Source organism: Streptosporangiales bacterium (assembly GCA_009379955.1).
Classification (GTDB): Bacteria; Actinomycetota; Actinomycetes; order Streptosporangiales; family WHST01; genus WHST01.
Map to the genome: position 1 here is coordinate 40,135 of WHST01000010.1, position 26,346 is coordinate 66,480.

Consider the following 26,346-nt stretch of genomic DNA (forward strand, 5'->3'; position numbering starts at 1 on the left):
GAGTCGGGCTGGTCACCATCTGCACGGTTGATAGGCGAGGATAGCGAGGTGAGCACCGCAACCATCAGGTACTGGGCGGCGGCCAGGGATGCCGCGGGCACCGCGGAGGAGAGCTACGAGGCCGCGACGCTGGCCGAGATGCTCGACCACGCGCGCGACCGGCACGGCTTCGACGAGCGCTTCGTCGCGGTGCTCTCGTACTGCTCGTTCCTCGTCGACGGCACCCCCGTCGGCGCCCGTTCGACCGGCTCCGTCGAGCTGCGCGACGGCATGACCGTCGAGGCGCTCCCGCCGTTCGCGGGCGGCTGCTGATGCGCGCGCTCGTCGGGATGCTCGTCGCCCTCGTCGTCCTCCTGGCGCTCGCCGTCGGCGCCGACCGGGTGGTCGACTACAACGTCGAGAAGCGCGCCGCCGAGTCGCTGGCCGGGCAGCTCGGCACCACCCCAGACGTCGACGTCGCCGGCTTCCCGTTCCTCACCCAGTGGGGGTCGGGACGGTACGAGCGGGTCACCGTCACCGCTGACCGCGCGACCCTCGGCGACACCCGCGTCGAGGACGTCGAGATGGTGCTGTCCGACCTCCGCGCGCCGGCGTACGTGAGCAACGAGCGCGACGTCGCCGCCGCCACCGCCGGCTCGCTGCGCATGACCGGCACGCTGCCGTACGGCTCCCTGGCGTTGCCCGCCGGGATCAAGGCGAAGCGCAACGGCACGTCGAGGCGCACCGTGCACCTGTCGGGCGAGGTCGAGGTGCTCGGCCAGCGGCCGAAGTTCGAGGCGGTCGTCCGGGTGAGCCTGCGCGACGGCCAGGTGCGGCTCGAACCTCGCTCCGTCGACTTCCTCGGCGGCATCCCGAGCGCCGCCATCACCGCCCTCGTCCGCGACAACCTCACGCTCACCCTGTCGCCCGACGTGCCCGAGGGCACGGCGATCACCGGCCTCGCCGTGGCCGACGACGGTCTCGACCTCACCGTGACGGGCACGAACGTCACCATGCCCCGCTGACGTCACCGAATGGCGGCTCGTCCACCATGCGGACGGACCGCCGACGGAGGGCGGGCACGACGGGTACAGTGGCTCCATGTTCGCGATCGCGCTCACCAAGCGCCGCGCGGTCGATTACGTCCGCGTGAACAGCTCGCTCTGTCGCGTTTCGGCACGCGCCTCCCGCTGACCGTTCGACGGTCGTCACATCCGCGGGCACCGCGCACGCAGGCACCTCCTCCGCGCCATCTCTCCGGCATACGCGGGCGTGCCACACCGTTTGCACGATGACGACTTCCATCTACAGGAGGACAGGAATGAGCCGTTCAGAGGTACTCGTCGACGCCGACTGGGTCGCGGAGCATGGTAACGACCAGGGCGTCGTCCTCGTCGAGGTCGACGAGGACACCACCGCGTACGACAAGGGGCACATCGCGGGTGCCGTGAAGGTCGACTGGAAGCAGGACCTGCAGGACCCGGTCCGTCGCGACTTCATCGACAAGGCGGCGCTCGAGGAGCTGCTGTCGAGCCGTGGCGTCGCCAACGGCGACACCATCGTGCTGTACGGCGGCAACAACAACTGGTTCGCGGCCTACGCGTACTGGTTCTTCAAGCTCTACGGCCACGAGAAGCTGCGCCTGCTCGACGGCGGCCGCAAGAAGTGGGAGCTCGAGTCGCGCGAGCTCGTCGAGGACATCGCCGACCGCTCGCGCACCCAGTACCAGGCCAAGGACGCCGACTCCTCGATCCGCGCGCTGCGCGACGAGGTGCTCGCCGCCATCGGTCAGCGCGACCTCGTCGACGTGCGGTCTCCCGACGAGTTCGTCGGCCGGCTGCTCGCGCCCGCCCACCTGCCGCAGGAGCAGGCCCAGCGCGCCGGGCACATCCCGACGGCGCACAACATCCCGTGGGCCAAGGCGGCGAACGAGGACGGCACGTTCAAGTCCGACGACGAGTTGCGTGCGCTGTACGCCGAGGCGGGCCTCGACGACGGCCGCGACACGATCGCGTACTGCCGCATCGGCGAGCGTTCCGCACACACCTGGTTCGCCCTGCACGAGCTGCTCGACCGGCCCAACATCAAGAACTACGACGGCTCGTGGACCGAGTGGGGCTCGCTCGTGGGCGTGCCGGTCGAGACGGGGGAGGGCAAGTGAGCTGCGCGGCACCCGAGGGCGGCGTCCAGATCGACGAGGCCGGGCTGGCGACGCAGGCCGTGGTGGCGGGCACCGTCTCGAAGGACGACGCGCCCGCCTACCCGGCGTACGCCAGGCTGCTGAACTCCTCGGGTGACTTCGTCGCCGAGGTGCCGACCGGACCCGACGGTGGGTTCCGCTTCTACGCGGCGCCCGGCGAGTGGACGGTCCGCGTCCTCGTGCCCGGCCGCGAGGCGGCACAGCAGACGGTGACGACCGACCTCGGCACCGTCGCGCAGGTCACGCTTGCGGTCTGACCCGGGGCAAATGGGGCACGGAGCGTGATGACCAGCGCGATCCGTCGTGGCATGGCGCCGACCTTGACGGTCGATAGCCACGCGCCTACGGAACGTGCGAGGATAAGCGTCGTCACTCTGCAGAGATGACCCCCGACCCACACGTGGTCGGACAAGGGGCGTACGGCTGATCCCCCCTGGCCGTGCGCCCCTTGCTTGTCTCCGGGGTGTCGGGATCGCGCCGGCGGCTACCGGGGGCGCGGCGTCCAGCCGAGCAGCCGCTTCGCGCGGTCGAGGTTCATCACCCGGCCGGCCGAGTCGCCGCTGATCGCGAACGCGTCGAACCCGTGCCCCCGGTAGCGGACGGCCGCCTCGACCGCGGAGGCCACGTCGCTCGCGGCCGTGCTGACCAGCTGCTCGACGATCGTGCCGCGCCGCGGCCACTCGTGGTCAGGGGTGGGCAGCGACAGCCGCAGGCACACGGTGTCCATGCCCCACTCGTCGGACGCCGCACGGCAGACCTCCTCGCCGAGCCGCTTGGCGAGACCGTAGAAGTCACGCGCGTCGGGCTGTGCGCTCTCGTCGGGGAACCGCGCGAGCTGGTCGCCGGTGGCCGGTCGGTCGGTGCCGGCGACGGTGCGGCGGTGGACCGACATGCTGCTCGCGTACACGGCGTGGCTCACACCCGCGCCGTGCGCCGCCGTGAGCGCGAGGTGGAGGCCGGTCACGCCGGCGTCGAAGTGCTGGCGGATGGTGTGCGGCGTGCCCCATCCATCCTGCGCGCCGGTGGCCAGGTACACGAGAGAGTCGGCCCCGAACGCGAGCCCGGTGACGAGGTCGAAGTCGCGCACGTCGCCCTCGTGGTAGGCCACGCCGGAGACCGGCAGCGACGGTGGACGCAGGTCGAGCACGGTCACGTCGTGGTCCTGCGCGAGATGCGGCAGCACGAGGGAGCCGAGCCAGCCGCAGCCACCGACGACGAGAAGGGAGTACGCGCGCACGGGGTCGATTGTCTCGTCCCGAGGTCCGGTACGCCAGCGTCCGTATCCCGAGACACGGGAGGCCGTGTGTCAACGGCGGCGGGGGCGGCGCTCGACCAGCCACCATTCGGCGACCAGCAGGGGGAGCGTCCAGCCGAGCCAGGTGGTGAGGCCCGCCAGGGTCTGTGCGGTGGCGGGGTCGGCGAACTGGTCCGGAGTCATGCCGAAGGCGATGGCGAGGACGACGCCCCAGACGCGGTTGGTCACGATCGAGAAGGTCAGTGCGAAGCTGCGAATCATCCACCGCTTGTGGTCGGCGAACCGGCGCTGTCGCGCCATCCGGAAGCCGGTGACCGTGCATGTCAGCCACAGCGTCGCCAGCACGACGTTGCTGGCGGCTGCGACAGGCCCGAACGGTGCCGCGACCGCGATGACCAGAGCGCAGACTCCCGCCGGCAGAGCACCGCCGAAGACGTAGACCCGCCCGATCCGTCGGTGTGCGACGGGGAAACGCTGGCGGAACCACGGCCATACCTGCAGGCAACACGTCACCATCGCGACCGAGGCGAACATGACATGACCGACCAGCGCCGGATAGTACAGCGGGAACGACTCCGGTGGCCGGATCCTGGACAGCTCGGGGTCCAGCGCCGCATACGGCGGTACGGAGAAGGCGAGGAACACCAGGGCGACGAGCGCCAGCGGCACCACCCAGGGACGCTGCCACCATCTCCGTCGCCGGGTGGCCGGCCGGTGGCCGGTGGGCGGCGTGTCGGTCGTCGTCGCCATGCGGCACCCGTTTCATGGAGGCGGTCGTACACCGTACGTTCTGCTAGTGCAGCGTACTACGAACACATGCAACCGTGTCATTACCGGGCTATGCGGGATCCAGTGCACTAGTGCACCGGATCTGGAGTACAGTGGCTAACCTAGTGCACTGACCTGGAGGTGTGAGGTGGCGGTCGGCAGGGACTCGCCGTACCAGCGGATCGTCCGGCAGATCCGGCGGCGGATCGAGGCCGGCGAGCTGCGCCCTGGGGACACCGTGCCGTCGACCCGTCAGATAGTCGCCGAGTCCGGCGTCGCCATGGCGACGGCCACCAAGGTCCTGACGACGTTGCGGCACGAGGGGCTGGTGGAGGCGGTGCCAGGCGTCGGCACCGTGGTACGCACACCGGCACGGCGCGTGCGCGACCAGACGCCGGCCCGCGGCCTGACCGTCGGCGAGATCGTCGGCAGTGCCGTCGACATCGCCGACGCGGAGGGGCTGGCGGCGGTGTCGATGCGTCGCGTGGCGGCGGCACTGGACGTCGGCGTGATGTCCCTCTACCACCACGTGCCGAGCCGGGCCGAGCTCGTCCGGCTGATGGCCGACACCGTGTTCGGCGAGGAGCCCGTTCCGGATTCGGATCCCGACGGCTGGCGCGCCGGGCTGGAGACGATCGCGCGGATGCACTGGCGGGTGTACGGCCGGCATCCCTGGGTGGCGGTACCGGCGATGACGTCCGTCGCCCACCCGCCGTTCCTGCCCCGGGCGATCGCCCAGGTCGACTGGCAGCTACGGGCGCTCGACGGTCTCGGGTTGACCCACCTCGACATGATCCACGCGGTCTCGTCGCTGAACGGCTTCGTCGGCGGGATGGCGCTCAGCCACGCGATGGAGGGTGAGGCCGAGCAGGAGTCCGGTGTCAGTGCCGAGCAGCGCTGGGCGGCGGTCAGCACAGGGTTCGACGACCTGGTCGGCGCCGGTCACTTTCCCACGTTCGGTGCGCTCACCATCGACGAGGCCGCTGCCACCGACATCGACGTCATCTTCGAGTTCGGTCTCCAGCGTCATCTCGACGGCCTCGCCGCATACGTCGCCGCACGCATGCATCACGACCAGGTCCCTGATCCTTCTCGCCGCTGCGACTAGGGTTCGGCGATGGCGTCGGCCTCGCGGGCGGCGCGCGCGACGTGCCACCAGGTCGGCTGGAGGCCGAGGAGGAACGCGACCGCGGCGAGCACGGCGAGGGCCACGAGCCCGACCCACCAGGCGATGAGCAGGGCGAAGCCCGTGGCGATGACGACCGCGAACGACGCCATCAGCCACCAGGGCAACGGCGGCCGCCAGGCTCGCTGGACGGCGAGTCGCGCGAGCTCGTGCTTCTCCCTGATGTCCTGGGCGAGCTGGCTCTGGTCATCCGGGTCGAGCAGCGAGAGCGCCCGACCGGTCAAGCGGTCGACGAGGCGCGCCTGATCGGCGGTGGTGAGGCAGACGAGGCCGTCCTTGAGCGAGGTCATCTCGTGCACGCAGGTGTCGTGCAGCGCCTGGGCGAGCGCCGCCCGGTGGTAGGGGACGCGCGGCGCCTCGGCGACGACCTGCTCCAGCACCGCGATCGCCTCGCCTGGCCGGCCGAGGTGGACGAGCGCGTCGCCGACCGCCGCCCGGTACTCGGGGACGTGCGGCGCGAGCCGCGCGGCGGACTCGAAGGCGCCGATGGCCTGCGTGTGGTTCTCCGCCTGGACGTACGCCTGGCCGAGCTCGAAGTGCAGGGCCGGGTCGTGTGGGTGGCGCAGGATCGCGTAGTGGAAGGCGTCGATCGCCCGCGCCGTGTCGCCCGCCCGCAGCGCCGTTCGCGCCGGCTCCGCGGCCGCGTCGACCTCGGCGCTCGTCGTGCTCGGAGTGCCGTTCGACCGCTGGGGCTCGAGCGTGAGCAGCTCGGACTGGACGCGCACGGGCGCGGGGTCGCTGCGGGCGTCGGCCGGGGCGGCGGGCGCCTCCGCATGCACCGCCGCGGCGGCGGCGCCGTTGGCCGAGCCGTTCTGGCGTCCGTGCCACTCCTCGTCGTAGTCGGCGCGTTGCTCGGGGTCGAGGAGCACCACCTCGGCCAGATCGATGGCCCGCACGCGCTCGCCGACGGCGTCGCGCTCGGCCTCGCCCGGGTCGTCGCGGCGCGGCTCCCAGACCCGGCGTTGCGCGACGATCGCCTCGCGCACGGTGTCGAGAGGGGCGTCGCTCGGGACGCTCAGCAGTGCGTAGAAGTCGACGAACCGGCCGGCCACGAGATCGAGCGCCCCCTCCCAGGAGAGCCTCCGCGTGTGGAGGCAGGGTACCCCGGTGGTATCCCCTACAGTCATGGTCATGGAACTGCTGTACGCAAGCCTCCTCATCGCCGTCGCGCTCGGCATTGCGTGGGCGGCGGGCTACGTGGCGTACACGCTCTACCGGCGGCCATGAGCGCCCCACCAACCAACGAACTGCACCCGGCCTGCGTGCCGCTGAGCTTCCTGCTCGGTACCTGGCGAGGCGCCGGCGTCGGCGGGTACCCGACCCTCGAGAGCGACTTCAACTTCGTCCAGCAGGTCACCTTCAGCCACGTCGGCAAGCCCTTCCTCGCGTACGAGAGCCGCTCGTGGCTCGCCGACGAGTCCGGCGAGCCGGTGCGCCCCGGCGGCTCGGAGGCGGGCTTTTGGCGTCCCATCGGCGAGGGCAGGCTGGAGGTCGTGCTCAGCCACCCGACCGGGGTGGCCGAGATCTGGTACGGCGACTTCACCGGCGCCAGGATCGAGCTGGCCACCGACGCCGTCGTCCGCACCTCCACCGCCAAGGAGGTCACCGCCGGGCACCGACTGTACGGGCTGGTGGAGGGCGACCTCGCGTACGCGTACGACATGGCCGCCGTCGGGCAGCCGCTCCAGGCCCATCTGTCGGCGCGGCTGGTCAAGGCCGGCTGACCCCGTTCACCGGCGCGTTACCTGCGGGGTGTCGCGGGTTCGCCGGATCGAGTCATTATTGATGCATGGCCATCGACCCAGCGGAGACCCTGACGTTCGGTGCTCCGTCGTACGTCGAGAAGCTCGTGGAGGACGTCGAGGACGAGCTCAACCCGCCGCCCCGGTCCACGGTGTCGACAGCCGGGCTGCCGCAGGACAGGTTCCTCGACCGTGAGCTGAGCTGGCTGGAGTTCAACGCCCGCGTCCTCGACGTCGCCGAGGACCCCGCCACCCCGCTGCTCGAGCGGGCCAGGTTCCTCGCCATCTTCGCGAACAACCTGGACGAGTTCTTCATGGTGCGCGTGGCCAGCCTGCGCCGCAGGATCGCCGGTGGTCTCGTCTCGACCGTGTCCAGCGGGCTCACCCCGCGCGGCGAGCTCAGCGCCGTCCTCACCGGCACCAGGAACCTGATGGACCGCCACGTCCAGGTGTTCCAGGACCAGGTGCTCCCCGCCCTCGTCAAGGAGGGCATCGAGATCGTGCGCTGGGACGACCTCACGGAGTCCGACCGCGCCACGGCGCGGCAGTTCTTCCATGAGCGGGTCTTTCCGGTCCTCACGCCGCTCGCGGTCGACCCAGCGCACCCCTTTCCCTACATCTCCGGCCTGTCCCTCAACATCGCGGTCGTCGTGCGCGACGACGAGGACCGGGCGCACTTCGCCCGGGTCAAGCTGCCGTCGAACCTGCCGCGGCTGTTCCCCCTGGGTGACGCGCGGTTCGTCCCGCTCGAGCAGATCATCGAGGCGCACCTGCCGCGGCTGTTCAGCGGCCTGGAGGTCGTCGAGGCGTCGACGTTCCGGGTCACGCGCAACCAGGACCTCGAGGTCGAGAGCGCCGACGACGAGAGCCTGCTCAAGGTGCTGGAGCGCGAGCTCCAGCGGCGCCGGTTCGGTCCGCCGGTACGCCTGGAGGTCGAGGCGGGCACCAGCCGGCGGGTGCTCGACCTGCTGCTGGCCGAGCTCGGCGTACGCGAGGACGAGGTCTACCGGCTGCCGCCGCCGCTCGACCTGCGCGCCCTGTTCGCCGTCGCCGACGTCGACCGGCCCGAGCTCGACCGCCCGTCGTTCCTGCCGAAGACCCACCCGCTGCTGCGCGCGCGCGAGGACGGTCGCTCGCCCGACTTCTTCTCGGTGCTCAACGAGACCGACCTGATCGTCCACCACCCGTACCAGTCGTTCGGCACGAGCGTGCAGGCGTTCGTCGAGCAGGCGGCGTCCGACCCTCGGGTGCTCGCGATCAAGCAGACGCTCTACCGCACCAGCGGCGAATCGCCGATCATCGACGCGCTCATCGACGCCGCCGAGTCGGGCAAGCAGGTCCTCGTGTGCGTCGAGATCAAGGCCCGCTTCGACGAGCAGGCCAACATCCGGTGGGCCCGCCAGCTGGAGCGCGCGGGCGCCCACGTCGTTTACGGCATCGTCGGGCTGAAGACGCACGGCAAGGCGTGCCTCGTCGTGCGGCAGGACGCCGACGGCACGCTGCGCAGGTACTCCCACGTCGGCACCGGCAACTACAACCCCAAGACCGCCCGGCTGTACGAGGACCTCGGCCTGTTCACGTCCGACCCGGACGTCGGCGCCGACCTGACCGACCTGTTCAACCACCTGTCCGGCTACACGCGGCACCGTGGCTACCGCACGCTGCTGGTCGCACCGGAGTCGCTCCGCGGCGGACTCGTCGAGATGATCGGCCGCGAGGCGGGTCACGCGCGTGCCGGTCGTGCCGCCGGCATCACCCTCAAATGCAACGCGCTCGTCGACGAGGAGGTCATCGACGCGCTCTACCAGGCGTCGCGCGCGGGCGTCCCGATCGATGTCGTCGTGCGGGGCATGTGCGCCCTGCGTCCCGGCGTGCCCGGCCTGTCCGAGACGGTCCGCGTCCGCAGCGTCCTCGGCCGGTTCCTCGAGCACTCCCGCATCGTGCGGTTCCGCAACGGCGGCGACAACGACTACTGGATCGGCAGCGCCGACATGATGCACAGGAACCTCGACCGCCGGGTCGAGGTGGTGGTCCGCATCGCGCATCCGAAGGTCCGCGAACGGCTCGAGACGCTGCTCGAGCTCGCGACGTCCGACCGCATCGTGGCCTGGGACCTCGACGCCGACGGCGTCTGGACCAGGCGCTCGGGTGACGACCTCATCGACTTCCAGGACGAGCTCGTAGCGAACGGCACGCGGCCGGCGTCGCGCGGATAAGCTGACGCGGTCTCGTTCATTTCTCGGTCGGGAGGACCGACGTGCCACCCGGTCCGCGTCTGGAGACCAACCTGCTCTGCCTGCACCGCGTCCAGCACGGGCACCCGGTCAGTTTCTACACGTACAAGAGGCAGCCGGTGATCGCCGACCGTCCGGCCGAGGGGAAGGACCCCGCGCCGCTCGTGGTCAAGTGCCAGGCGTGCCGCGAACGCGTGCGCTACCGCGTGCTGAGCGTTGGCGCGACCAGGTGGGCACGCCGGATCTGGGCCCTGGCTGCGATCGGCTGTGTGCTCGTCGCGGCGCTGTCGGTCGCGATCTTCGTGAAGGTGGTCGTCGGCTTCGACACCACGACGGAGCCCGGTGTCGAGTACGCCCTGATCCCCGTGGGGTTCGTCGTGGGGCTGTGTTTCAGCTTCCTCTTCCTGCGGATGGCGAAGAACGATCCTGGCGCGCGCGGGCCCGGCGTGCCGGTGACGTTCTCCAAGGCCGGGCACAAGCTCGAGGGCAGCGTCTTCTGAGCCCGCCTAGACTCGCCCCGTGGTCGAGGACTGGGTGGCCCTGCTCCGTACGCGTGGCTACCGGCTGACGCAGCAGCGCAGGCTCGTGCTCGAGGCGCTGCGCGAGCTGAGTCATGCCACGCCGGAGGAGGTCTACCGGCACCTGCGCAGCGAGGCCGGCGGCGTCGACCTCGCGACCGTATACCGCACCCTCGAGCTGCTCGGCGAGCTCGGCCTCGTCGGGCACACGCGCCTCGACAGCAGCGCAGAGACCTACCACGTCGTCGACCACGCCGACCACGTCCACCTCGTCTGTCGCGAGTGCGGCACCGTGAGCGAGGCGCCGGTCGAGGCCGCCGACGGGTTCGCCGACCGGCTGCGTGCCGAGCAGGGGTTCGAGGCGGACCTCGGCCACCTCGTCGTCTTCGGCCGCTGCGCCGCCTGCGCAGGTCGCTGACGGATGGCCTGGTCCGGGCCGGACGGGCGGCGGCTCTACTACGAGGACACCGGTCGCGGTGACACCGTCGTGCTGCTGCACGGCTGGGGTGGCAGCATCATCGAGCTCGATCACCTCAGGCGAGAGCTCGTGTCCGGGTTCCGCGTCGTCGCCGTCGACCTGCCGGGGTCCGGGCGGTCGGAGCCCAAGCCGCGCCACTACGCGCCCGGCTACTACCTGGACGACGCCCGCGCCCTCCTCGGCCTGCTCGACCGACTCGAGGTCGGCGTCGCCCATCTGGTCGGCTTCAGCGACGGCGGCGAGGAGGCGCTCCTCATGGCGGCCCTCGCACCCGGTCGTGCCCTCTCCGCGGTCACCTGGGGCGCGGCCGGTCGGGTCGAGACGTCGCCGGAGATGCTCGACGCGCTCGCCCACGTAGTCGACGCCCCGGCCGGTCCTCTCGAGACACTGGCGGCGTACCTGGTCCAGGCGTACGGCGTGGCGGAGGCCAGGATCATGACGGAGAGCTGGGCCGGCGCGCTCGGGGCGATCATCGAGAGCGGCGGAGACGTCAGCCGCTCCCGGGCCGCGCTCATCACCTGCCCCGCACTGCTCATCACCGGCACCCACGATCCGTTCTGCCCGCCGGAGCTGGTCAGGGAGATGGCCGACGCCATCCCGCGCGGCGAGTTCCGCGAGGCGACGGGAGGCGGGCACGACGTCCACCGCTCACACCGCGGCTGGTTGGTGTCGACCGTCGCCGACTGGCTCAGCGACCATTAGCCACGCGGCCGACAGGTGGCCGGGAGACCACCTAGTGTGGAGGGCGTGGACAGCCCGCTTCTCTCCCTGCCAGGTGCCGTGCCCGCCGACCCGCCCGACGAGGGGGTGGCGTGGCACTACGGTGACCCGGTCCGTGAGCAACGCGCGCTCGAGGACGGTCGCGGCTTCGTCGACCTGTCCCACCGTGCCGTCGTCCGGGTGAGCGGACCCGACCGGCTCGGCTGGCTGCACCTGCTCACCACCCAGCACCTGGAGCACCTCGCGCCGCACGAGGCGGCAACCGCGCTGCTGCTCTCCGCGCAGGGCCGGGTCGAGCACGCCCTCTCCCTCGTCGACGACGGCGAGGCCGTGACCATGCACGTCGAGCCGGGCACGGCAGCTCCGCTGGTCGAGTTCCTCGACCTGATGCAGTTCCGCTCCGACGTCGAGATCACCGACCTCACCGACGAGCTCGCGGTGGTCTGGGAGCCCCCGAACGACACCATGACGCCGTACCTCGCCCGGGTGTCCGACCGTGGTCGCGAGCTGTTCGTGCCCCGCGGCGAGCTGCCCGCGTACGCGGAGCGGCGCGGCGACCCGGCCGGTGTCTGGGCGTACGACGCGCTGCGGATCGCGGCGCACGAGCCGCGGTTCGGCCGCGAGACCGACCACAAGACGATCCCGCACGAGGTCGGCTGGATCGGCACCGCCGTCCACATGGACAAGGGCTGCTACCGCGGCCAGGAGACCGTCGCCCGGGTGCACAACACGGGCCACCCCCCGAGGCGGCTGGTGTTCCTCCACCTCGACGGCTCGGTCGAGACGCTGCCCGCGCACGGCGACCCGGTCGAGGCCGACGGCCGCGAGGTGGGCTTCGTCGGTAGCGCTGCGCGCCATCACGAGCTGGGCCCGATCGCGCTGGCCCTGGTGAAGCGGTCGACCCCCGTCGACACACCGCTGCTCGCCGGCGGCGTCGCCGCGTCCCAGGAGGTCATCGTGTCCCCGGACGCCGGCCTGCACCTGCGTCCGAAGCAGCTTCTCGGCGACTGAACGTCCCTTCCCGCTCGCGGGCCGTCACGCCGATCCTCGTCGTCTCCCTCTGCGATTCACACGTATGCTCGCGTCAAGCTGCGTTCTTGGAGGAGAGATGACTGAAGCTGAGCAGGCCACGGGGACGGGTCCTGCCAGGCCGACCACGGCCGGCGTCTACGACGTCTACCTGGGCGGCGACCACCACACCCAGCTCGAGCGGGAGACGGCGGAGAAGCTGCGCTCGCTGATGCCCGACGTCGAGTCGATGGCGTGGGCGAACCGCAGCTTCCACCAGCGGGTGGCGCGCTGGCTGGCCGAGCAGGGCGTCCGCCAGTTCGTCGACCTGGGTGCCGGTCTGCCGACCCAGGACAACACCCACCAGGTGGTGCAGCGCGTCTCCTCGGACGCCCGCGTGGTCTATGTCGACATCGACCCGCGCACGGTCACCGCGGGGCAGCAGCTGGTCGCCGACTCACCGCACGTGGCCGTGGTCGAGGCCGACCTGCGTGAGCCGGAGGACGTGTTGGCGCGGCCCGAGCTGCGCGGAGTCATCGACCTGACGCAGCCCACCGCGTTGCTGTGCACGGCGGTGCTCCATTTCATCTCCGACGACGCGGACCCGTGGGGGATGATGAAGACCTACGTCGACGCCCTGGCTTCCGGCAGCTACCTCGCGCTGACCCACATCACCGCCGACAAGCAGGCCGCCGGCCCCGTGCAGGCGATCTCCAGCATCTACCGCGGTGCGGATCAGATGATCTACTTCCGCAACCGCGAGCAGGTGGAGTGGTTCTTCACCGGCCTGGACATGGTGCCCCCGTACGAGGGCGCCGACCCCAAGATCACGTTCATGGGCATCTGGGGCTGCGAGGACCCCGTCGAGGCTGACGACGACATCGGCCGGTGGGCCCACGCCGGGGTCGCGCGCAAGCCGTGAGCCGGGGCCGGGGGCCGGGTGAGGGGAGGCGGGTTCCGTGTCCGATCGGTCCAAGCCGACCGTGCACGATCTGGGCGTCGACGTCGACGCGCTGACCTGGCGGCGTTCCGGTGACAGTGCCACGGACCTCGAGGTCGCGTTCGCCGGTGAGTGGATCCTGGTACGCGCCGGCGGCGGCCAGGTGCTCGTCTTCGACCACGCCGAGTGGGACGCGTTCGTCCGCGGCGCACGCGGCCGCGAGTTCGACGACGCGGCGACACCGGACGGCGGTTGACCGCTCGAAGGCGAAGGTACGCGACTTGCGATTCACAAGTTGGGCAGGCATAGTATGGTGACGTTGCTCTGTCAAGGAGGGGATCCGAGGTGAGCGGCAGCGCCTACGGATCGACGATCGCCAAGCGGAGGCTGTCGCGCCGCCTGACCGAGCTCAGGCTGGCGAACGGATTCACCGCCAACCAGGTCTGCGACAAGCTCGACTGGGGACGCGGCAAGGTCGGCAGGTTCGAGAGCAACACCTGGCGGCGGCCGGAGATGTCCGACGTCCGCGACCTGCTCCGGCTCTACGAGAAATCCGAGGAGCAGCGGCGTGAGCTCGAGGACCTGGCCATCAAGGCCCGCGAACGCGCGTGGTGGCGCGACTACCCCGACGTGTTCGACAACGAGTACGCAGGCTATGAGGCCGACGCGACGCGCATCCGCGTCTACGTGCCGCTGCTCGTGCCGGCACTGCTCGCCACCACGGCCTACATCGAGGCGGGCATGCGGGGCGGTAACCGAGAGCCGGAGTGGCGGCAGCGAGCGCTGGAGACGCGCCTGCGCCGGCAGGAGGTCCTCGAGCGCGACGACGGCACCGCGCCACAGTTCGTCGCGGTGCTCACGGAAGCGGCGCTGAGGTACCACTGGGGCAGCCGCGACGACCGGCGGGCGCAGGTCAAACACCTGATGGAGATGAGCAAGCGGGCCAACATCGAGCTGCGGATCATCCGCTTCGCCGACGGCCCACATCCCGGGATCCTGGGGCCCGTGACCGTCTTCGACTTCGACGGGGACGAACCGAGCGTCGTGTTCGCCGAGACCGACCTGGCGGTGCCCGAGATCAGCGATCGGGCGCAGGCCGAGACCTACATCGAGTCCTTCGAACGTACCCGCGTGGCCGCCGCCACGCCGTCCGGCACGACCGCATATCTGGAGAAGATCGCGACAACACTGGAGTAGATCATGACCGACCTGTCTCAAGCCGTCTGGCGGAAGGCCAGCTACAGCCAGAACGGCGCCAACCAATGTGTGGAGGTCGCAGCGAACCTCCGCGGCGTGACGGCCGTGCGTGACAGCAAGCGGCCCGACGACGGCGCGCTGGTCGTCGACCGCGCCACCTTCGCGCGGTTCCTGCGCGACGTCAAGGATGGCCGCTTCGATTTGTAGCTCGCGGTATCGAACACAGACGAAGATCCCCCGGCGGAGCGCACACTCCCCCGGGGGATCTTCTTTGTCCGCGTCCTGTCTCAAGACACGCGCGGCCAACGTTACAACGCCTCACCCGGCCCGGCCGTCAGCGCGACGGAAGTCTTGTGGACGTCTTCATGGAGACGGCTTGTCACCACAAACTGACGTAGCGTAGAGTGCAGACTCAGCTTCTGTGAATCACAGATCATGAGTCGCCGATGCACAGACCGAGACTCGGAAAGCGGAGATTCACCGGTGCAGAGCGGAGCCCCGTCAGACCACGACCACGGCGCCGAACGTCGTGGCCTCCCGTGGACCAAGGTCGACGACCTCAGTGCGGGTCAGCTCGCCGCGATGCAGACGATGGACGACGCCAGGCGCGAGGGCGTGCTCTCCGACGCGGATGCGCATGTGATCGAGGACCTGATCCGGGCCGGACACGTCCACGGCGCGCGGAAGCGGGTCAGCTCGGCGCGCAGGCGGGCGCAGACCGGGCCGGGAGGATGACGCTCCGGCGTCCATGAGCCCGAGGCCGGGCAGCGGAGGCCCCGATGCCGCTGCCCGGCCTCGATCCAACGCCCTCGCAGGTCACCAGGTGGGACCCTCGGAGCCTGCGAGGACCGTGGGTGTGGCGGCGATGACCCCGAGATCGCCGCCACACCCTCCGCGAAACCCTCCGCGAACGTGTCCCTGCCGCTCAGGCCTCGACGATGAGGGTCACCGGACCGTCGTTGACGAGGCCGACCCGCATGTCCGCGCCGAAGCGGCCGGTCGCGACGGTCGCGCCCAGCCGCCGCAGCTCGGCCACGACGGAGTCGACGAGTGGTTCGGCGACCGCGCCCGGTGCCGCCGCCGACCACGACGGTCGGCGTCCCTTGCGCGTGTCGGCGTAGAGGGTGAACTGGCTGACGACGAGCAGCGGCGCATCGACGTCGGAGCACGACCTCTCCCCGTCGAGGATGCGCAGCCCCCACATCTTGGCGGCGAGCTTGGCCGCCGTCGCCTCGTCGTCGGCATGGGTGATCCCGACGAAGGCGAGCAGCCCGGGTCCGTCGATCGCGCCGACGGTCTCCCCGGCCACCGTGACGCTCGCTTCCCGCACCCGCTGGACGACCGCGCGCATCCGCCGAGCGTATCCGTCGTGAGGTCCGCGGACCTGTCGGACGTGCGTGCGAACATGTGTGCGACGAACGGTCGAGGCGAAGGCAGGGCGTGGTGCGCGACGAGCCGAGCATCCTGCACCTCGACCTCGATGCGTTCTTCGCGGCGGTCGAGCAGCGCGACAAGCCGTCGCTGCGCGGCCGGCCCATCGTGGTGGGTGGGCTCGGTCCCCGCGGAGTGGTGTCGACGGCGAGCTACGAGGCCCGGGCCTACGGCGTGCACTCGGCGATGTCGACGGGCGAGGCCCGCCGCCGCTGCCCGCAGGCGACCTATCTGGTCCCGAGGTTCGAGCCGTACCGCGCCGCGAGCGACATCGTCATGGGCGTGCTCGGCGAGCTCTCGCCCCGCATCGAGCCGCTGTCGCTCGACGAGGCGTTCGTCGACCTCGCCGACTCGGGCCACCGCCCACTCGACCGGGCGGCCGTGGTCGCGCTGGGCGCGGAGCTCAAGCGGCGCATCCGCGAGGCCACCGGGCTCACCGCGTCGGTCGGCGCCGGCACGTCCAAGCTGATCGCGAAGATCGCCTCCGACCTGCGCAAGCCCGACGGCCTCGTCGTCGTCCCGCCCGGCGACGAGCGTGACCTGCTGCGGCCGATGCCGGTGACCACGATCCCCGGCGTCGGCAAGGCGACGGCCGACCGGCTGGCGGGTGCGGGGGTGCGGTCGATCGCCGAGCTCGAGCGGTTGACCGAGCGCGAGCTCACCGGACTTCTCGGCGCGGCGCACGGCGGCGGGCTCCACCGCCTCGCGCGTGCGCAGGACGACCGGCTGGTCCAGACCGAGCGCGAGAGCAAGTCGATCAGCATCGAGGACACCTTCGACAGCGACGTCGCCGATCCGTCCTGGCTGCGCGCGACCAGCGACCGCATGGCCGTCCGGGTCACCGAGCGCCTGCGACGCTCCGGCTTCGCCGCGCGCACGGTCACGGTCAAGGTGCGGCTGTACGACTTCGCCACCCACACCCGCTCGTCCACGCTGCCCGCCGCCACCGACGAGCCCTCCGTGGTGGCCCGGGTCGCGCGCCGGCTGCTCACCGAGGTCGACACGTCCGACGGGGTGCGGCTGCTGGGGGTCGGCGTCGCCGGCCTCGTGACAGGATCCCAGCCGGAGCTCTGGCTCGACGACCTCGCCCTGCCCGACTCCACCGACGGCGACGAGCCGCGCCGGCTGCTCGTCGGGCACGACGTCGAGCACGCCGATCACGGCCGCGGCTGGCTGGTCAGGGTCGACGACGAGCGGGTCGTGGTCAGGTTCGAGACCCGGGAGACGGGTCCCGGCCCGACCCGCACCGTCGTCCGCGACGACCCCCGGCTCCGGATAGTCTGAGACGTGAGCTCAGCGCTTCTGCCCATCCTCGCCGAGGTCGTCAGATCGGGTTTCGTGGAGTCGACGCACACGGGCTCGGCCGTCGCGATCGACTCCGACGGCAAGGTCGTCCTCGCCCTCGGTGACGTCGACCGGCCGTGCTTCCCGCGCTCGTCGAACAAGCCGCTGCAGACGGTCGGTATGGTCCGCGCCGGGCTCGACCTGCCCGACGACCTGCTCGCCCTGGCGAGCGCGTCGCACTCCGGCGAGCCGATGCACGTCGAGGGTGTCCGCCGCCTGCTCGACTCGGCGGGCCTCGACCCGTCGGCGCTGCAGTGCCCGCCGGCGATGCCGATGAACCCGGCCGCCCTCCGGGCGAGCTACGTGGCGGGCGAGGGCCCCGACCTGCTGCGGATGAACTGCTCGGGCAAGCACGCGGCGATGCTCGCGACCTGCGTCGCCGCCGGCTGGCCGACGCAGACCTACCTCGACCCGGCGCACCCGCTGCAGCGGGAGATCAGGGCGACGGTGGAGGAACTCGCCGGCGAACGGGTCGCCCACACCGGCGTCGACGGCTGTGGCGCGCCGCTCTTCGCGATCACCCTGACCGGGCTCGTCCGCGCGTATCGATCGGTCGTCTCGTCAGATCCCGGCACCGGGGCGCGTCGGGTGGCCGATGCGTTCCGCGCGTATCCCGAGCTCACCTCGGGTACCGAGCGTGAGGAGGCTCGACTGATGCGTGGGGTGCGCGGCCTCATGAACAAGGGTGGGGCCGAAGGAGTCGATGCTGCCGGCCTGCAGGGCGGGGCCGCGCTCGCCGTCAAGATCGCTGACGGCAGTCAGCGGGCTCGCACGCCTGTGACGGTGGCCCTGTTGAAGGCGCTCGGTGTGAGCGCTCCGATCCTCGACGAGCTGGCCACGGCGCCGGTTCTCGGTGGGGGCCGCTCGGTCGGGGAAGTTCGGGTTCTCGGGCTCTAAGACCGGGGTGAGGTCGAGCTGAGTGACGCCCTGTGATCACCAGTGGACGTCGCGCACGGTGGAGCTCCTTCTCGAGTGATCAGTCGTGGGGGAAGGGAGTCGTAGGTGGATATCGGTTCAGCGGCGTCAGATGTAACGCTTGGTGTTACCAGGACTCCGGTCAGTGGCGATCTCGACGGATGTCTCGACCTCCGGCGTGGCGCCTGGTACGGACGCTGCGGCTCACCAGTGGACGTCGCGCATGGCGGTGCTCCTCAGAGTTGTGCAGTGATCGGGTCGTGGGGTTGGTCACCAGTGGACGTCGCGCATGGCGGTACCTCGCTACTCGGTCGGACGGTGGGAGTGCTGCGTGCTCACCAGTTGACGTCGCGCATGGCGGTGCTCCTCGCGGGTCGGTGGGTTGTCGGCGTTCGGCGTGCTCACCAGTGGACGTCGCGCATGGCGGTGCTCCTCGTGCTGTCGCGGGGATTCTGTTGGTGTTCGTGAGCTGACGTGGCGCAGGTTTGTCACGCCGTACGGCACCGACCGAAGTCGGGCCGATCGAGGGGGTATCCCCTGATGGACTCGCTCGTTAGCAGGTTGCGGCGACGTGACCCGTCTGCAAGCACGCATGGCGCTACTCCTTCGGGTCGGACACGATCCGGCGGGGGAGCCATGGTGTCCGGACTCGCCGTCACCGCGCGGACCGGGGGTCAAACGAGCGAGCGAGGTGCCGACCTCACAGCAGTGATGCCGATCTACCGTCAGATCGCCGCGGCCACCGCTCCGCGCGACTTACGCTCGCAGTGTCGCTCAATCGAGAAGCGGGTGTCGACACCACGCGTTTTGCATAGACGCGCTGTGCCCAGTGCTCTCCGCGTACGCAGAGAGTAAGCTCAGAGAGACGCATTGGTGTGATCAACCTGCGCATGACCAGCCGAGAGTGATGCGGGAGGTAGTCGTGACCGCCGCTCGGGGGCTCCGCAGCTGGCCGTTCTGGCAGTTGCCGCTTCGCCTGCGCGTCTACATCACGCTCGTCGTCGCCAGTGCGGCGCTCCTCGGGGTGTGGCAGTACTGGCAGGAGCCGCCCACGCTCAGGGACATCGGCCTGCTCGGCATGCTGCTCGCCTGCGGCGTCATCGTGGCGGAGACGAGTCGCGGGTTTCTTCGCGGCGTCGCGACCGAATTTCGGCAGGACTTGAACTCCGCCTGGAAGCTGCCGATTCTGTTCATGCTACCGCCTTTCCTGGCGGTTATCGCGCCGGTGTTCTTCGTCTTGAACTGGCAACGGTCGGTGCGAAGGCGGACGAACCGGCACCGGCAGGTCTTCACGATCGCGACATTGGCCGTGGGCGACGGATTGGCGTCGACGCTCTTTCACGCGTTGATCGACGACGGAAGCTCGATGCTGGCATGGTTCGGTGCCGCGATCGTCGCCGCGGTGCTTGCTCGTGCATGGAACATCGGCCTGGTGGCCATCGTGCTGTGGCTCACCCAGCGCGACCGGATGCGCGAGCTGATCGACCTGGAGATGCTCATGTACTCCGGCGTCGAGATCTGCATCGGCATCATCGTCGGCGTGCTGGCGCGGGAGGCACCGCTGCTGATCGCGCTCGCCGTGCCTCCGGTGATCCTGCTCCACCGAGGCCTGCTGCACGAGCAGTTACGGCACATGTCGCGCACCGACTCCAAGACCGCGGTACTCAACGCCGGCGCCTGGGAGCAGGACGCCGAGATGGAGCTCAGCCGCGCCAAGAAGGCGCGCGAGTCGACGAGCGTGCTGATCTGCGACATCGACCACTTCAAGCTCGTCAACGACGAGCACGGGCATCTCGCAGGTGACGACGCCTTGCGTACCGTCGCCCAGCGGTTGCAGGCTCTGCTGCGCCAAGGGGACATCCTCGGCCGCTTCGGCGGCGAGGAGTTCGTCATCCTGCTGTCCGGCATCGGCGTGGTCAACGCGAAGTCGATCGCGGAACGCCTGCGGCGCAACGTCGCCGCCGATCCGATCGCCCTGGAGTCCGGCACGATCAGGCTCAGCGTGTCGCTGGGGGTGGCGACGCTGGAGAGCTCGGACGGCTCGCTCTCGGAGATGCTGGCAGCCGCCGACGAGGCGCTGTACGCCGCCAAGCGGCGTGGCCGCAACCGCGTGGTGATCGCCCGCAGGCTGCACGCGGCCGACGCGGTGACGGCCGGCGACACCGTCGACGACGAGCCCGTCGCACAGTTCGAGGTGGAGCCGGAGGAGCAGCCGCGGGTCGCCGAGTCCCCGCGGGCGCGTTGACCGGAGGCACGGTGACCCGTCCCACCCGACACCGCTAGCTGACCCGCTTGCAATTGCTAGCACTTCGTGCGAGGCTCGGTGCATGGCCAGCTTGAACGTCGGCTCCCTCGGGAGTTTCATCAGGGAGCAGCGGGAGAAGGCGCACATCTCGGTGCGCGAGCTCGCGAAGACCGCGGGCGTCTCCAACCCGTACCTCAGCCAGATCGAACGCGGGCTGCGTCGGCCGAGCGCCGAGATCCTGCAGCAGATCGCCAAGGGTCTGCGTATCTCGGCCGAGGTCCTGTACGTCCGGGCCGGCATCTTGGAGGACCGCCATGCCGACACCGAGGTGACCGAGGCCGTTGCCGCGGACACCCACCTCACGGAGCGGCAGAAGGAAGTCCTCCTCGAGATCTACGGCTCGTTCCGCAAGGAGAACGATCTCCGCGGCGACGGGTCCGCCGACGCGGCGACGACGCCGCGCTCGACCGGTGCGCCGCCGCGCAAGCGTCCGGCCGCCGCGCAATCCCCGACCACCAGACGCACCACGACGACCTCGTAGGAGGAAACCTCCCCATGCCCACGATCACCGACGTCCGTCACGAGATCACCAAGGCGCTCGACAACGCCCCCGTGTCCAAGCCGCTGTACGCCGTCGCCGGCGTCGGCGACCTCGCCGTCGAGAAGCTCCGTCACGTCGAGCAGCGGTTCCGCGCGCTCGGGCTCGAGCGTCGCTTCGCCGAGTTCGGCGACGAGGCACGTGCCCTGCCGACGAAGGCCCAGCACGTCCGCACCGACGTGCAGACCCGCGTCCGCGACCTGCCGACCACCGTCGTCGACGCCGCGATCACCGCGAGCGACCGCGCCGCCGAGGTCTACGACGGACTCAGCGTCCGCGGCAAGAAGCTCGTCGACGCGTTCGGCGGCCAGGCCGCCGCGACGGTCACGGAGTCCGGTGCCCGCAAGACCACCGCGCCCAAGGCGGCCGCGAGCCGCACGGGCACCAAGACCTCGTCGGCAGCCAAGAACGGCAAGGCGACGAAGAGCACCACCAAGAAGGCCTCACCGAAGAAGTCCTGACGCCGATCACCTCGGGCTCCGCCGCGACCACCGGCGGAGCCCGAGGTGATCATGTGCCGGAACGCGACAGGGGCGCCGGTCGGGTTAGGCTGAGCGAGTGTTCGTGCTGACCGGCTGGTTCTGGCCGCTGGAGCTCTTCCAGCTCGCCCTGACCCTCGTCGTGATCGTGATCGAGATCGTGTCGTTCATCGACGCCGCGATCCGTCCGTCGCGCGCGTACGAGGCGGTGAGCAAGCAGAGCAAGGCGTTCTGGCTGGTCATCCTCGGTGTCGCGACCGCCGCCACGCTGGTGGGCGTCGTCAACGTCTTCGGCATCTTCGGGATCATCGGCCTGATCGCCGCGCTGGTGTACCGCCTCGACGTGCGGCCGGCGATCCGCGAGCTGGGCCGCGGCTACTGACCCGTGCGCGCGCCGCACACCTCGCTGCTGCCGACCGCGACGGGTGAGGTCGAGTACCTCGTCACCCGTACCGGCGCACCGGTCACGGTGTACGCCCACGGCCTGCTCGGCTCGATCGACGAGGCCAGGACGCTCGCATCGGGTGTGGCGGGCACCGCGGCGTTCCTGAGCTTCCGCGGGCACGGACGCACCCGGGCGACCGACGGCCGGTGGGACTACGCGGGTCTCGCGGCGGAGCTGTCGGCCGTCTCCGACCACGTCGCGGCGACGCAGGCGGTCGGCATGTCGCTCGGCTCCGGCGCCCTGCTCCGGCTGCTCTCCGCCGATCCACACCGCTTCACCCGCGTCGTGCTGATGCTGCCCGCCGCTGTCGACGTCGTGCGGACGGATCGCGCGATCTGGCGGTCACTCGCCGGCCGGGTCGTCGCGGGAGACGTCGCGGGCGTCGCGCGGTCGATGTTGTCGGGTCAGCCGCCACAGGTTCGCGACGTCGACGAGGCGCGCGAGCACTACCGGCGCGCGGCACAGGAGCTGGTCGACGGCCCGGCCGAGACGCTGCGTGCCCTGCGCACGCTGCCGTTCGCGACGCCCGTGGACGACCGTGCGTCACTGCGTGCGATCGACGTGCCGGTGCTCGTCGTGAGTCAGCGCGACGACCCGCTCCACCCGCTCGCGGTCGGCGAGGAGCTGGCGGGCCTCCTGCCCGCGGCACGCCTGCACGTCCTCGCCCGCCCCGGCGAGATGTGGCTGGGTCGGCGCGAGCTGCGCGAGGTGCTCACCGGCTTCCTCGCGTCCGGGTAGGTGGTGGCCACCTACCCGGACGCGACCGGATTCAGCCGTTGGCGAGGGCGACCAGGCGGTCGTGGGCGCCGTTGAAGACGTTCTGGTCACCGGGGAAGGTGCCGTGGTCGTTGTACTGCCAGAACGTGTAGAAGCCCCAGCCGTTGGGCAGCGCGCCCGGGCTCGAGGCGTAGCGCGCGATCCACAGCGGGTTGTTGCTCGCGAAACCGCCGTAGTTGCCGGTGCACTGGGTCCACCAGTCGGTCGTCGAGTAGATCGTCGCCCACCGGCCGGTGCGCGCGTGGTACGTGTTGATGAAGTCGGCGATCCAGCTGCGCATCGCCGCCTGGCTCTTGCCGTAGCACGTGGCCCCGTAAGGGTTGTACTCGATGTCGAGCGCGCCCGGCAGGGTCTTGCCGTCGCGTGACCAGGCACCGCCGCGGTCGACGAAGTAGTTCGCCTGGTTCGCGCCGCTGGAGTCGTTCGGCGTCGCGAAGTGGTACGCGCCGCGGATCATCCCGACGTTGTATGAGCCGTTGTACTGCTGGGTGAAGTACGGGTTCTTGTAGTAGTTGCCCTCGGTCGCCTTGACGTACGCGAACCGCGCGCCGGCGTTCCACGCGCCCTGCCAGTTCACGTTGCCCTGGTGTCCGCTGACGTCCATCCCGGCGACCGACGCCTGACGCGATGTGCTCGGCGGGCTGCTCGGGCCCTCGCCGTGGTTGGACCAGCCCATGTACGCGTCACCTCGTTTCGTGACCGCGGGCTTGTCGGCTGTGGCGTCGTCGCCGCCGGACGGTGCGGCGGACACCGTTCCCGTGCCGGCGAGCAGGAGTGCCGTCGCCGCGAGCGGCACGGTGAGCGCGGTGGCGAGGCGGCGTCGGGGTGATCGAGGCAATGGGGACATGAGGGCTCCTCGGAGGGATTCGTGCTGGCACCGACGGCCACCAGGGGGGCACGAACCGAACCGTCCGTGAGGCGACCGTCACCAGGAGTGTGCGCACAAGTTCCCACCAAGACAAGGGTTGTCGGCGAAACTTACCCACAGCAACGGGCGTCCCCCCGATGACCGCGCGGCGATGGGGGACGGACCGTCACCGCCGGGCGAAGCGGTCGAGTGCGAACGGTGCGAGCACCGCGGGCGCGGCGTCGCCGAGTACGTGGGGGACGAGAGCGGCGGCGGTCGCGGGTGCCAGCGTCAGCCCGAGCATGCCGTGACCCGTCGCCGCGAACACGCCGTCGTGCCCGGGGACGCGGCCGATGAGCGGCAGGCTGTCGGACGTCGCCGGCCGCATGCCCGCGTACTCGAGGTACGGCTGCCTCGGCCGCCAGTCCGCGAGGTACTCCCGGGTCCGCGCGAGCAGCTGCGCGACCGCGCCGCGGCTGTACGCTCCCGTGCCGCGGCCGAGGTCGAACCGGCCGGCGATCCGCACCCCGTCCGCGAACGGGGCGAGGGCGAGGCTCGGCTCCACCAGCTTGAGCGCGTGCGCGGGTGCCGTGCCGTCACCCTCGGCCGTCAGGCTGTACCCGCCGGCGGGGAGCAGCGGGACGCGGACGCCGAGATCGCGCAGCAGCCGGCCCGACCAGACCCCGGCGGCGACGATCACCCGGTCCGCGTCGAGATCCCCGCGACTCGTCGCGACGCGGACGCCTCCCCGACCGGACGCGATGCCGCGCGCCGCGATGCCGGTGCGCAGCTCGACGCGCCCCTCGACGTCGCGGGTCAGCGCGTCGAGGAGCTGTTCCGGCCGCACATGTGCCTCGCCCCGGGCGTGCACGCCGCCGGCGAGACCCGCGGCGAGGGCGGGCTCGAGCGCGCGCAGGGCGGCGCCGTCGTGCACCTCGTACGCGTGGTCGTACCCGGCGTCGTGTGCACCTTCGGCGAGGGCGACGGCCTCGTCGAGGCCCTCGGACGTCCGCGCCGCGAGGACGAGACCGGTCTCGTGCATCTCGAACGCGAGTCCTGCCGCCTTCAGCTTCGCGAACAGCGCGACGCTGCGCGACCCGAGGTCGAGCATCGCGCGGAGGCCGTCGCGATGGCGTACGGCGTTGCCGCTGCGCACGAACCCCCAGAGCCAGCGGACGAGCCGTCCCGGCGGTGCCGGGTGGACGCTGAACGGCGCGCGCCCGCCGAGGAACTGGCGCGTCGAGTGGGGCACCACCCCAGGACCGGACAGCGGTGCGGAGAGCACCGGCACGATCCACCCCGCGCTCGCAGGCCCTGCCACACCGGGTCCGGCTCCGGTGTCGAGCACCGTTACCTCCGCGCCGTGCGCGGCGAGATCCCGCGCGCAGCACAGGCCCACGACCCCGCCTCCGACGACCACCACGTGCACGACGGCCTCACTCCCTGCCGTCGTCGGTCGGGTCGCCGCCGCGGACGACCTCGGCGACGTAGAACCGGAAGCCGAGCCAGCCGGCCCACAGGGTCACGACGATGAGCACGATCGGTACGGCGTAGAGCAGGAACGCGTACATCTCAGGACACCTCTCTCGCCCCGACGGCGGGCACAGCGGTCACCGAGCCGGCTCTGCCGCGGGTGACGACCGTGACGACGGTGAAGACGACGAGGTTCGTGACGACGCCCGCCGCGAGGCCGGTGACCCCGTACGGCTCGTCCCACACCCAGGTCCACAGCGCGGTGACCGTGCCACCGCAGGCGATCGCGGACAGGGCCGCGGGAGCCGATCGCGTCCCGAACAGCACGGCCGCCAGCAGCGGGATGATGACCGTCGGCGCCCACAGCGCGTAGCTGTAGAGCAGGGCATCGACGATGCTCGGCACGCTCACCGCGAAGAGCGTCGCGGCCACGCCGACGACGAGGCTCAGCACGCGCTCGAGCCACAGCCGCCGCGTCGCAGAGACGGACGGGTTGACGAACGGCAGGTAGATGTCCTTCACGAACACCACCGCTATCGAGTTCAGGTACGAGCTCGCGGTCGACATCACCACCGCCAGCAGCGCAGCGACGAGCAGGCCGGTGAGACCGATCGGCAGGAGCTTCATCACGATCGTCGGCAGCGCCTGGTCAGGGTCGATGCCGGGGAACCTGGCGAGCGCGACGAGTCCGAGGCTCGCCGTGACGAAGAAGAAGCCGAAGGAGAACACGCCCGCGAGCGCGCCTTGCGGGCGTTGGCGCTGTCCGGCGTCGCGAACGTGCGTTGCGTGTACGGCGGCACCAGCGTCTCGCCGAGCAGGAACGCGAGGAAGATGCTGAGGAACGCCGGCAGGCTGTAGTCGCCGAGCACCGTCAGGTGCCCGGCCGGTGCCGCCTCGGCGAGCGCGGCCGGGCCACCCACCTGGACGAGCCCGATCACGAGTGCGAGAGGGAGCAGCACCCCGAGAAAGACGAACTGCAGCATGTCGGTCTGGATCACGGCCCACGCCCCGCCGAAGGTGGAGTAGAGCACCACGATGCCCATGCCGACGACGATGGAGGCGGTCGTGGGCAGGCCGATCGTGGCGTTCACGACCGTGCCGACGGCGAGCGCCTGTGCGCCGAGGATGCCTGCGCACAGCGCGAGCGACAGCACTCCCGTCAGCAGGCGGGCCGGCCGGCCGTAGTGCTGCTCCATCACGTCGCCGACGGTGTGTGCGCCGCGGTAGCGCTTGAGGCGCGGCGCCACGAACACCCCGACGAGGAACGTCTGGATGCCGAACGCGAAGAACGCGAACATGTAGACGTAGCCGTCGGAGAAGACGGTGCTCGCGTTGCCCAGCGACGCTCCGCCGCCGAGGAAGGCGGCCGCGAGGCTGCCGAACAGCACCGGCCAGACGATCCGGTTGCCGGCTACCGCGAAGTCGTCGGCGTTGCGCACACGGCGCATCGTCTGGACACCGATCACGATCAGGGCCACGAAGTAGAGGGCGAGCAGCAACCAGTCGAGGACCGCCATGGCAGATCTCCTCTCGGGAGTTGCTGCCTCACCGTAGAGTCCCGCGCATC

At 70.9% G+C, this 26,346-nt stretch carries 29 protein-coding genes and 1 pseudogene; 23 read left to right on the forward strand and 7 right to left on the reverse strand.

Going from position 1 to position 26,346, the window contains the following annotated elements; all coding sequences use genetic code 11:
* Positions 1 to 48 precede the first annotated feature (48 nt).
* From GEV10_04840 to GEV10_04855, 4 genes are all read left to right on the forward strand, one after another.
* Positions 49 to 312: a MoaD/ThiS family protein gene (locus tag GEV10_04840; GenBank protein ID MQA77796.1), complete on the forward strand. Its 264-nt coding sequence runs from the start codon at positions 49 to 51 to the stop codon at positions 310 to 312.
* Positions 312 to 1,004: a DUF2993 domain-containing protein gene (locus tag GEV10_04845; GenBank protein ID MQA77797.1), complete on the forward strand. Its 693-nt coding sequence runs from the start codon at positions 312 to 314 to the stop codon at positions 1,002 to 1,004. The genes GEV10_04840 and GEV10_04845 overlap by 1 nt, the downstream gene beginning before the upstream one ends.
* 296 nt (positions 1,005 to 1,300) lie before the next feature.
* Entirely contained in the window at positions 1,301 to 2,140 is an 840-nt protein-coding gene (locus GEV10_04850) for a sulfurtransferase (protein ID MQA77798.1), read from the forward strand.
* Positions 2,137 to 2,436, forward strand: a complete 300-nt coding sequence (locus GEV10_04855) for a DUF1416 domain-containing protein (protein ID MQA77799.1) — start codon at positions 2,137 to 2,139, stop codon at positions 2,434 to 2,436. Before GEV10_04850 ends, GEV10_04855 begins: the two co-directional genes overlap by 4 nt.
* A gap of 227 nt (positions 2,437 to 2,663) precedes the next feature.
* Here GEV10_04855 and GEV10_04860 read toward each other — a convergent pair whose 3' ends face one another.
* Together GEV10_04860 and GEV10_04865 are read right to left on the reverse strand one after the other, a co-directional pair.
* Entirely contained in the window at positions 2,664 to 3,425 is a 762-nt protein-coding gene (locus tag GEV10_04860; GenBank protein MQA77800.1) for an NAD-dependent epimerase/dehydratase family protein, read from the reverse strand.
* Positions 3,426 to 3,485: 60 nt separating this feature from the next.
* On the reverse strand, positions 3,486 to 4,184 hold the full coding sequence (locus GEV10_04865; protein ID MQA77801.1) for a DUF2306 domain-containing protein: 699 nt from the start codon (positions 4,182 to 4,184) through the stop codon (positions 3,486 to 3,488).
* A gap of 166 nt (positions 4,185 to 4,350) precedes the next feature.
* On the opposite strand from GEV10_04865, the gene GEV10_04870 reads away from it, so the two are divergent.
* Positions 4,351 to 5,310: a GntR family transcriptional regulator gene (locus GEV10_04870; GenBank protein MQA77802.1), complete on the forward strand. Its 960-nt coding sequence runs from the start codon at positions 4,351 to 4,353 to the stop codon at positions 5,308 to 5,310.
* On the opposite strand, the gene GEV10_04875 is transcribed toward GEV10_04870, so the two are convergent.
* The gene (locus GEV10_04875) at positions 5,307 to 6,521 is read right to left on the reverse strand and encodes a tetratricopeptide repeat protein (protein MQA77803.1); all 1,215 of its coding nucleotides are present in this window, start codon (positions 6,519 to 6,521) and stop codon (positions 5,307 to 5,309) included. The two genes, GEV10_04870 and GEV10_04875, sit on opposite strands and share 4 nt — an antisense overlap.
* Before the next feature lie 90 nt (positions 6,522 to 6,611).
* Here GEV10_04875 and GEV10_04880 point away from each other — a divergent pair, with 90 nt between their 5' ends.
* From GEV10_04880 to GEV10_04930, 11 genes are all read left to right on the forward strand, one after another.
* The gene (locus tag GEV10_04880; protein MQA77804.1) at positions 6,612 to 7,112 is read left to right on the forward strand and encodes a DUF1794 domain-containing protein; all 501 of its coding nucleotides are present in this window, start codon (positions 6,612 to 6,614) and stop codon (positions 7,110 to 7,112) included.
* A 65-nt stretch (positions 7,113 to 7,177) separates the two neighbouring features.
* Complete coding sequence (locus GEV10_04885) at positions 7,178 to 9,346, forward strand: RNA degradosome polyphosphate kinase (protein ID MQA77805.1); 2,169 nt, start codon at positions 7,178 to 7,180, stop codon at positions 9,344 to 9,346.
* A gap of 41 nt (positions 9,347 to 9,387) precedes the next feature.
* The gene (locus tag GEV10_04890) at positions 9,388 to 9,864 is read left to right on the forward strand and encodes a hypothetical protein (protein MQA77806.1); all 477 of its coding nucleotides are present in this window, start codon (positions 9,388 to 9,390) and stop codon (positions 9,862 to 9,864) included.
* Between the two features lie 19 nt (positions 9,865 to 9,883).
* Complete coding sequence (locus GEV10_04895) at positions 9,884 to 10,300, forward strand: transcriptional repressor (protein MQA77807.1); 417 nt, start codon at positions 9,884 to 9,886, stop codon at positions 10,298 to 10,300.
* A 3-nt stretch (positions 10,301 to 10,303) separates the two neighbouring features.
* Entirely contained in the window at positions 10,304 to 11,062 is a 759-nt protein-coding gene (locus tag GEV10_04900; protein ID MQA77808.1) for an alpha/beta fold hydrolase, read from the forward strand.
* A 45-nt stretch (positions 11,063 to 11,107) separates the two neighbouring features.
* Positions 11,108 to 12,091: a folate-binding protein gene (locus GEV10_04905; protein ID MQA77809.1), complete on the forward strand. Its 984-nt coding sequence runs from the start codon at positions 11,108 to 11,110 to the stop codon at positions 12,089 to 12,091.
* Between the two features lie 64 nt (positions 12,092 to 12,155).
* Entirely contained in the window at positions 12,156 to 13,010 is an 855-nt protein-coding gene (locus GEV10_04910) for a hypothetical protein (protein ID MQA77810.1), read from the forward strand.
* 37 nt (positions 13,011 to 13,047) lie between these two features.
* Positions 13,048 to 13,284, forward strand: a complete 237-nt coding sequence (locus GEV10_04915) for a DUF397 domain-containing protein (GenBank protein MQA77811.1) — start codon at positions 13,048 to 13,050, stop codon at positions 13,282 to 13,284.
* A 68-nt stretch (positions 13,285 to 13,352) separates the two neighbouring features.
* Complete coding sequence (locus GEV10_04920; GenBank protein MQA77812.1) at positions 13,353 to 14,225, forward strand: helix-turn-helix domain-containing protein; 873 nt, start codon at positions 13,353 to 13,355, stop codon at positions 14,223 to 14,225.
* A gap of 3 nt (positions 14,226 to 14,228) precedes the next feature.
* A complete protein-coding gene (locus GEV10_04925; protein MQA77813.1) occupies positions 14,229 to 14,432 on the forward strand; it encodes a DUF397 domain-containing protein in 204 nt (67 codons plus the stop codon).
* Positions 14,433 to 14,708: 276 nt separating this feature from the next.
* A complete protein-coding gene (locus tag GEV10_04930; protein MQA77814.1) occupies positions 14,709 to 14,960 on the forward strand; it encodes a hypothetical protein in 252 nt (83 codons plus the stop codon).
* A 190-nt stretch (positions 14,961 to 15,150) separates the two neighbouring features.
* Here the strand turns inward: GEV10_04930 and GEV10_04935 are convergent, their stop codons facing one another.
* Complete coding sequence (locus GEV10_04935; GenBank protein MQA77815.1) at positions 15,151 to 15,576, reverse strand: D-tyrosyl-tRNA(Tyr) deacylase; 426 nt, start codon at positions 15,574 to 15,576, stop codon at positions 15,151 to 15,153.
* Between the two features lie 92 nt (positions 15,577 to 15,668).
* Here GEV10_04935 and GEV10_04940 point away from each other — a divergent pair, with 92 nt between their 5' ends.
* The 7 genes from GEV10_04940 to GEV10_04970 all read left to right on the forward strand — a co-directional run bounded on the left by GEV10_04940 (position 15,669) and on the right by GEV10_04970 (position 22,420).
* Complete coding sequence (locus tag GEV10_04940) at positions 15,669 to 16,940, forward strand: DNA polymerase IV (protein MQA77816.1); 1,272 nt, start codon at positions 15,669 to 15,671, stop codon at positions 16,938 to 16,940.
* 3 nt (positions 16,941 to 16,943) lie between these two features.
* Positions 16,944 to 17,897 (forward strand): asparaginase, encoded by a 954-nt coding sequence (locus GEV10_04945; GenBank protein ID MQA77817.1) that lies wholly within the window; start codon positions 16,944 to 16,946, stop codon positions 17,895 to 17,897.
* Between the two features lie 925 nt (positions 17,898 to 18,822).
* Positions 18,823 to 20,160 (forward strand): diguanylate cyclase, encoded by a 1,338-nt coding sequence (locus GEV10_04950; protein ID MQA77818.1) that lies wholly within the window; start codon positions 18,823 to 18,825, stop codon positions 20,158 to 20,160.
* An 82-nt stretch (positions 20,161 to 20,242) separates the two neighbouring features.
* Positions 20,243 to 20,701, forward strand: coding sequence for a helix-turn-helix domain-containing protein (locus tag GEV10_04955; protein MQA77819.1), 459 nt, complete (start codon positions 20,243 to 20,245; stop codon positions 20,699 to 20,701).
* A gap of 14 nt (positions 20,702 to 20,715) precedes the next feature.
* Positions 20,716 to 21,219, forward strand: a complete 504-nt coding sequence (locus GEV10_04960; protein ID MQA77820.1) for a hypothetical protein — start codon at positions 20,716 to 20,718, stop codon at positions 21,217 to 21,219.
* A gap of 127 nt (positions 21,220 to 21,346) precedes the next feature.
* Positions 21,347 to 21,619, forward strand: a complete 273-nt coding sequence (locus tag GEV10_04965) for a DUF2516 family protein (GenBank protein ID MQA77821.1) — start codon at positions 21,347 to 21,349, stop codon at positions 21,617 to 21,619.
* A 3-nt stretch (positions 21,620 to 21,622) separates the two neighbouring features.
* Positions 21,623 to 22,420 carry an alpha/beta hydrolase gene (locus GEV10_04970; GenBank protein MQA77822.1) on the forward strand — a complete coding sequence of 266 codons (798 nt, stop codon included), beginning with the start codon at positions 21,623 to 21,625 and terminating at the stop codon, positions 22,418 to 22,420.
* Positions 22,421 to 22,451: 31 nt separating this feature from the next.
* Here GEV10_04970 and GEV10_04975 read toward each other — a convergent pair whose 3' ends face one another.
* The 3 genes and pseudogenes from GEV10_04975 to GEV10_04985 form a co-directional block, all read right to left on the reverse strand.
* Positions 22,452 to 23,306, reverse strand: coding sequence for a lysozyme (locus tag GEV10_04975; protein ID MQA77823.1), 855 nt, complete (start codon positions 23,304 to 23,306; stop codon positions 22,452 to 22,454).
* Between the two features lie 187 nt (positions 23,307 to 23,493).
* A complete protein-coding gene (locus GEV10_04980; protein MQA77824.1) occupies positions 23,494 to 24,735 on the reverse strand; it encodes an FAD-dependent oxidoreductase in 1,242 nt (413 codons plus the stop codon).
* A 143-nt stretch (positions 24,736 to 24,878) separates the two neighbouring features.
* A pseudogene (locus GEV10_04985) lies at positions 24,879 to 26,296 on the reverse strand (sodium:solute symporter family protein).
* Positions 26,297 to 26,346 lie beyond the last annotated feature (50 nt).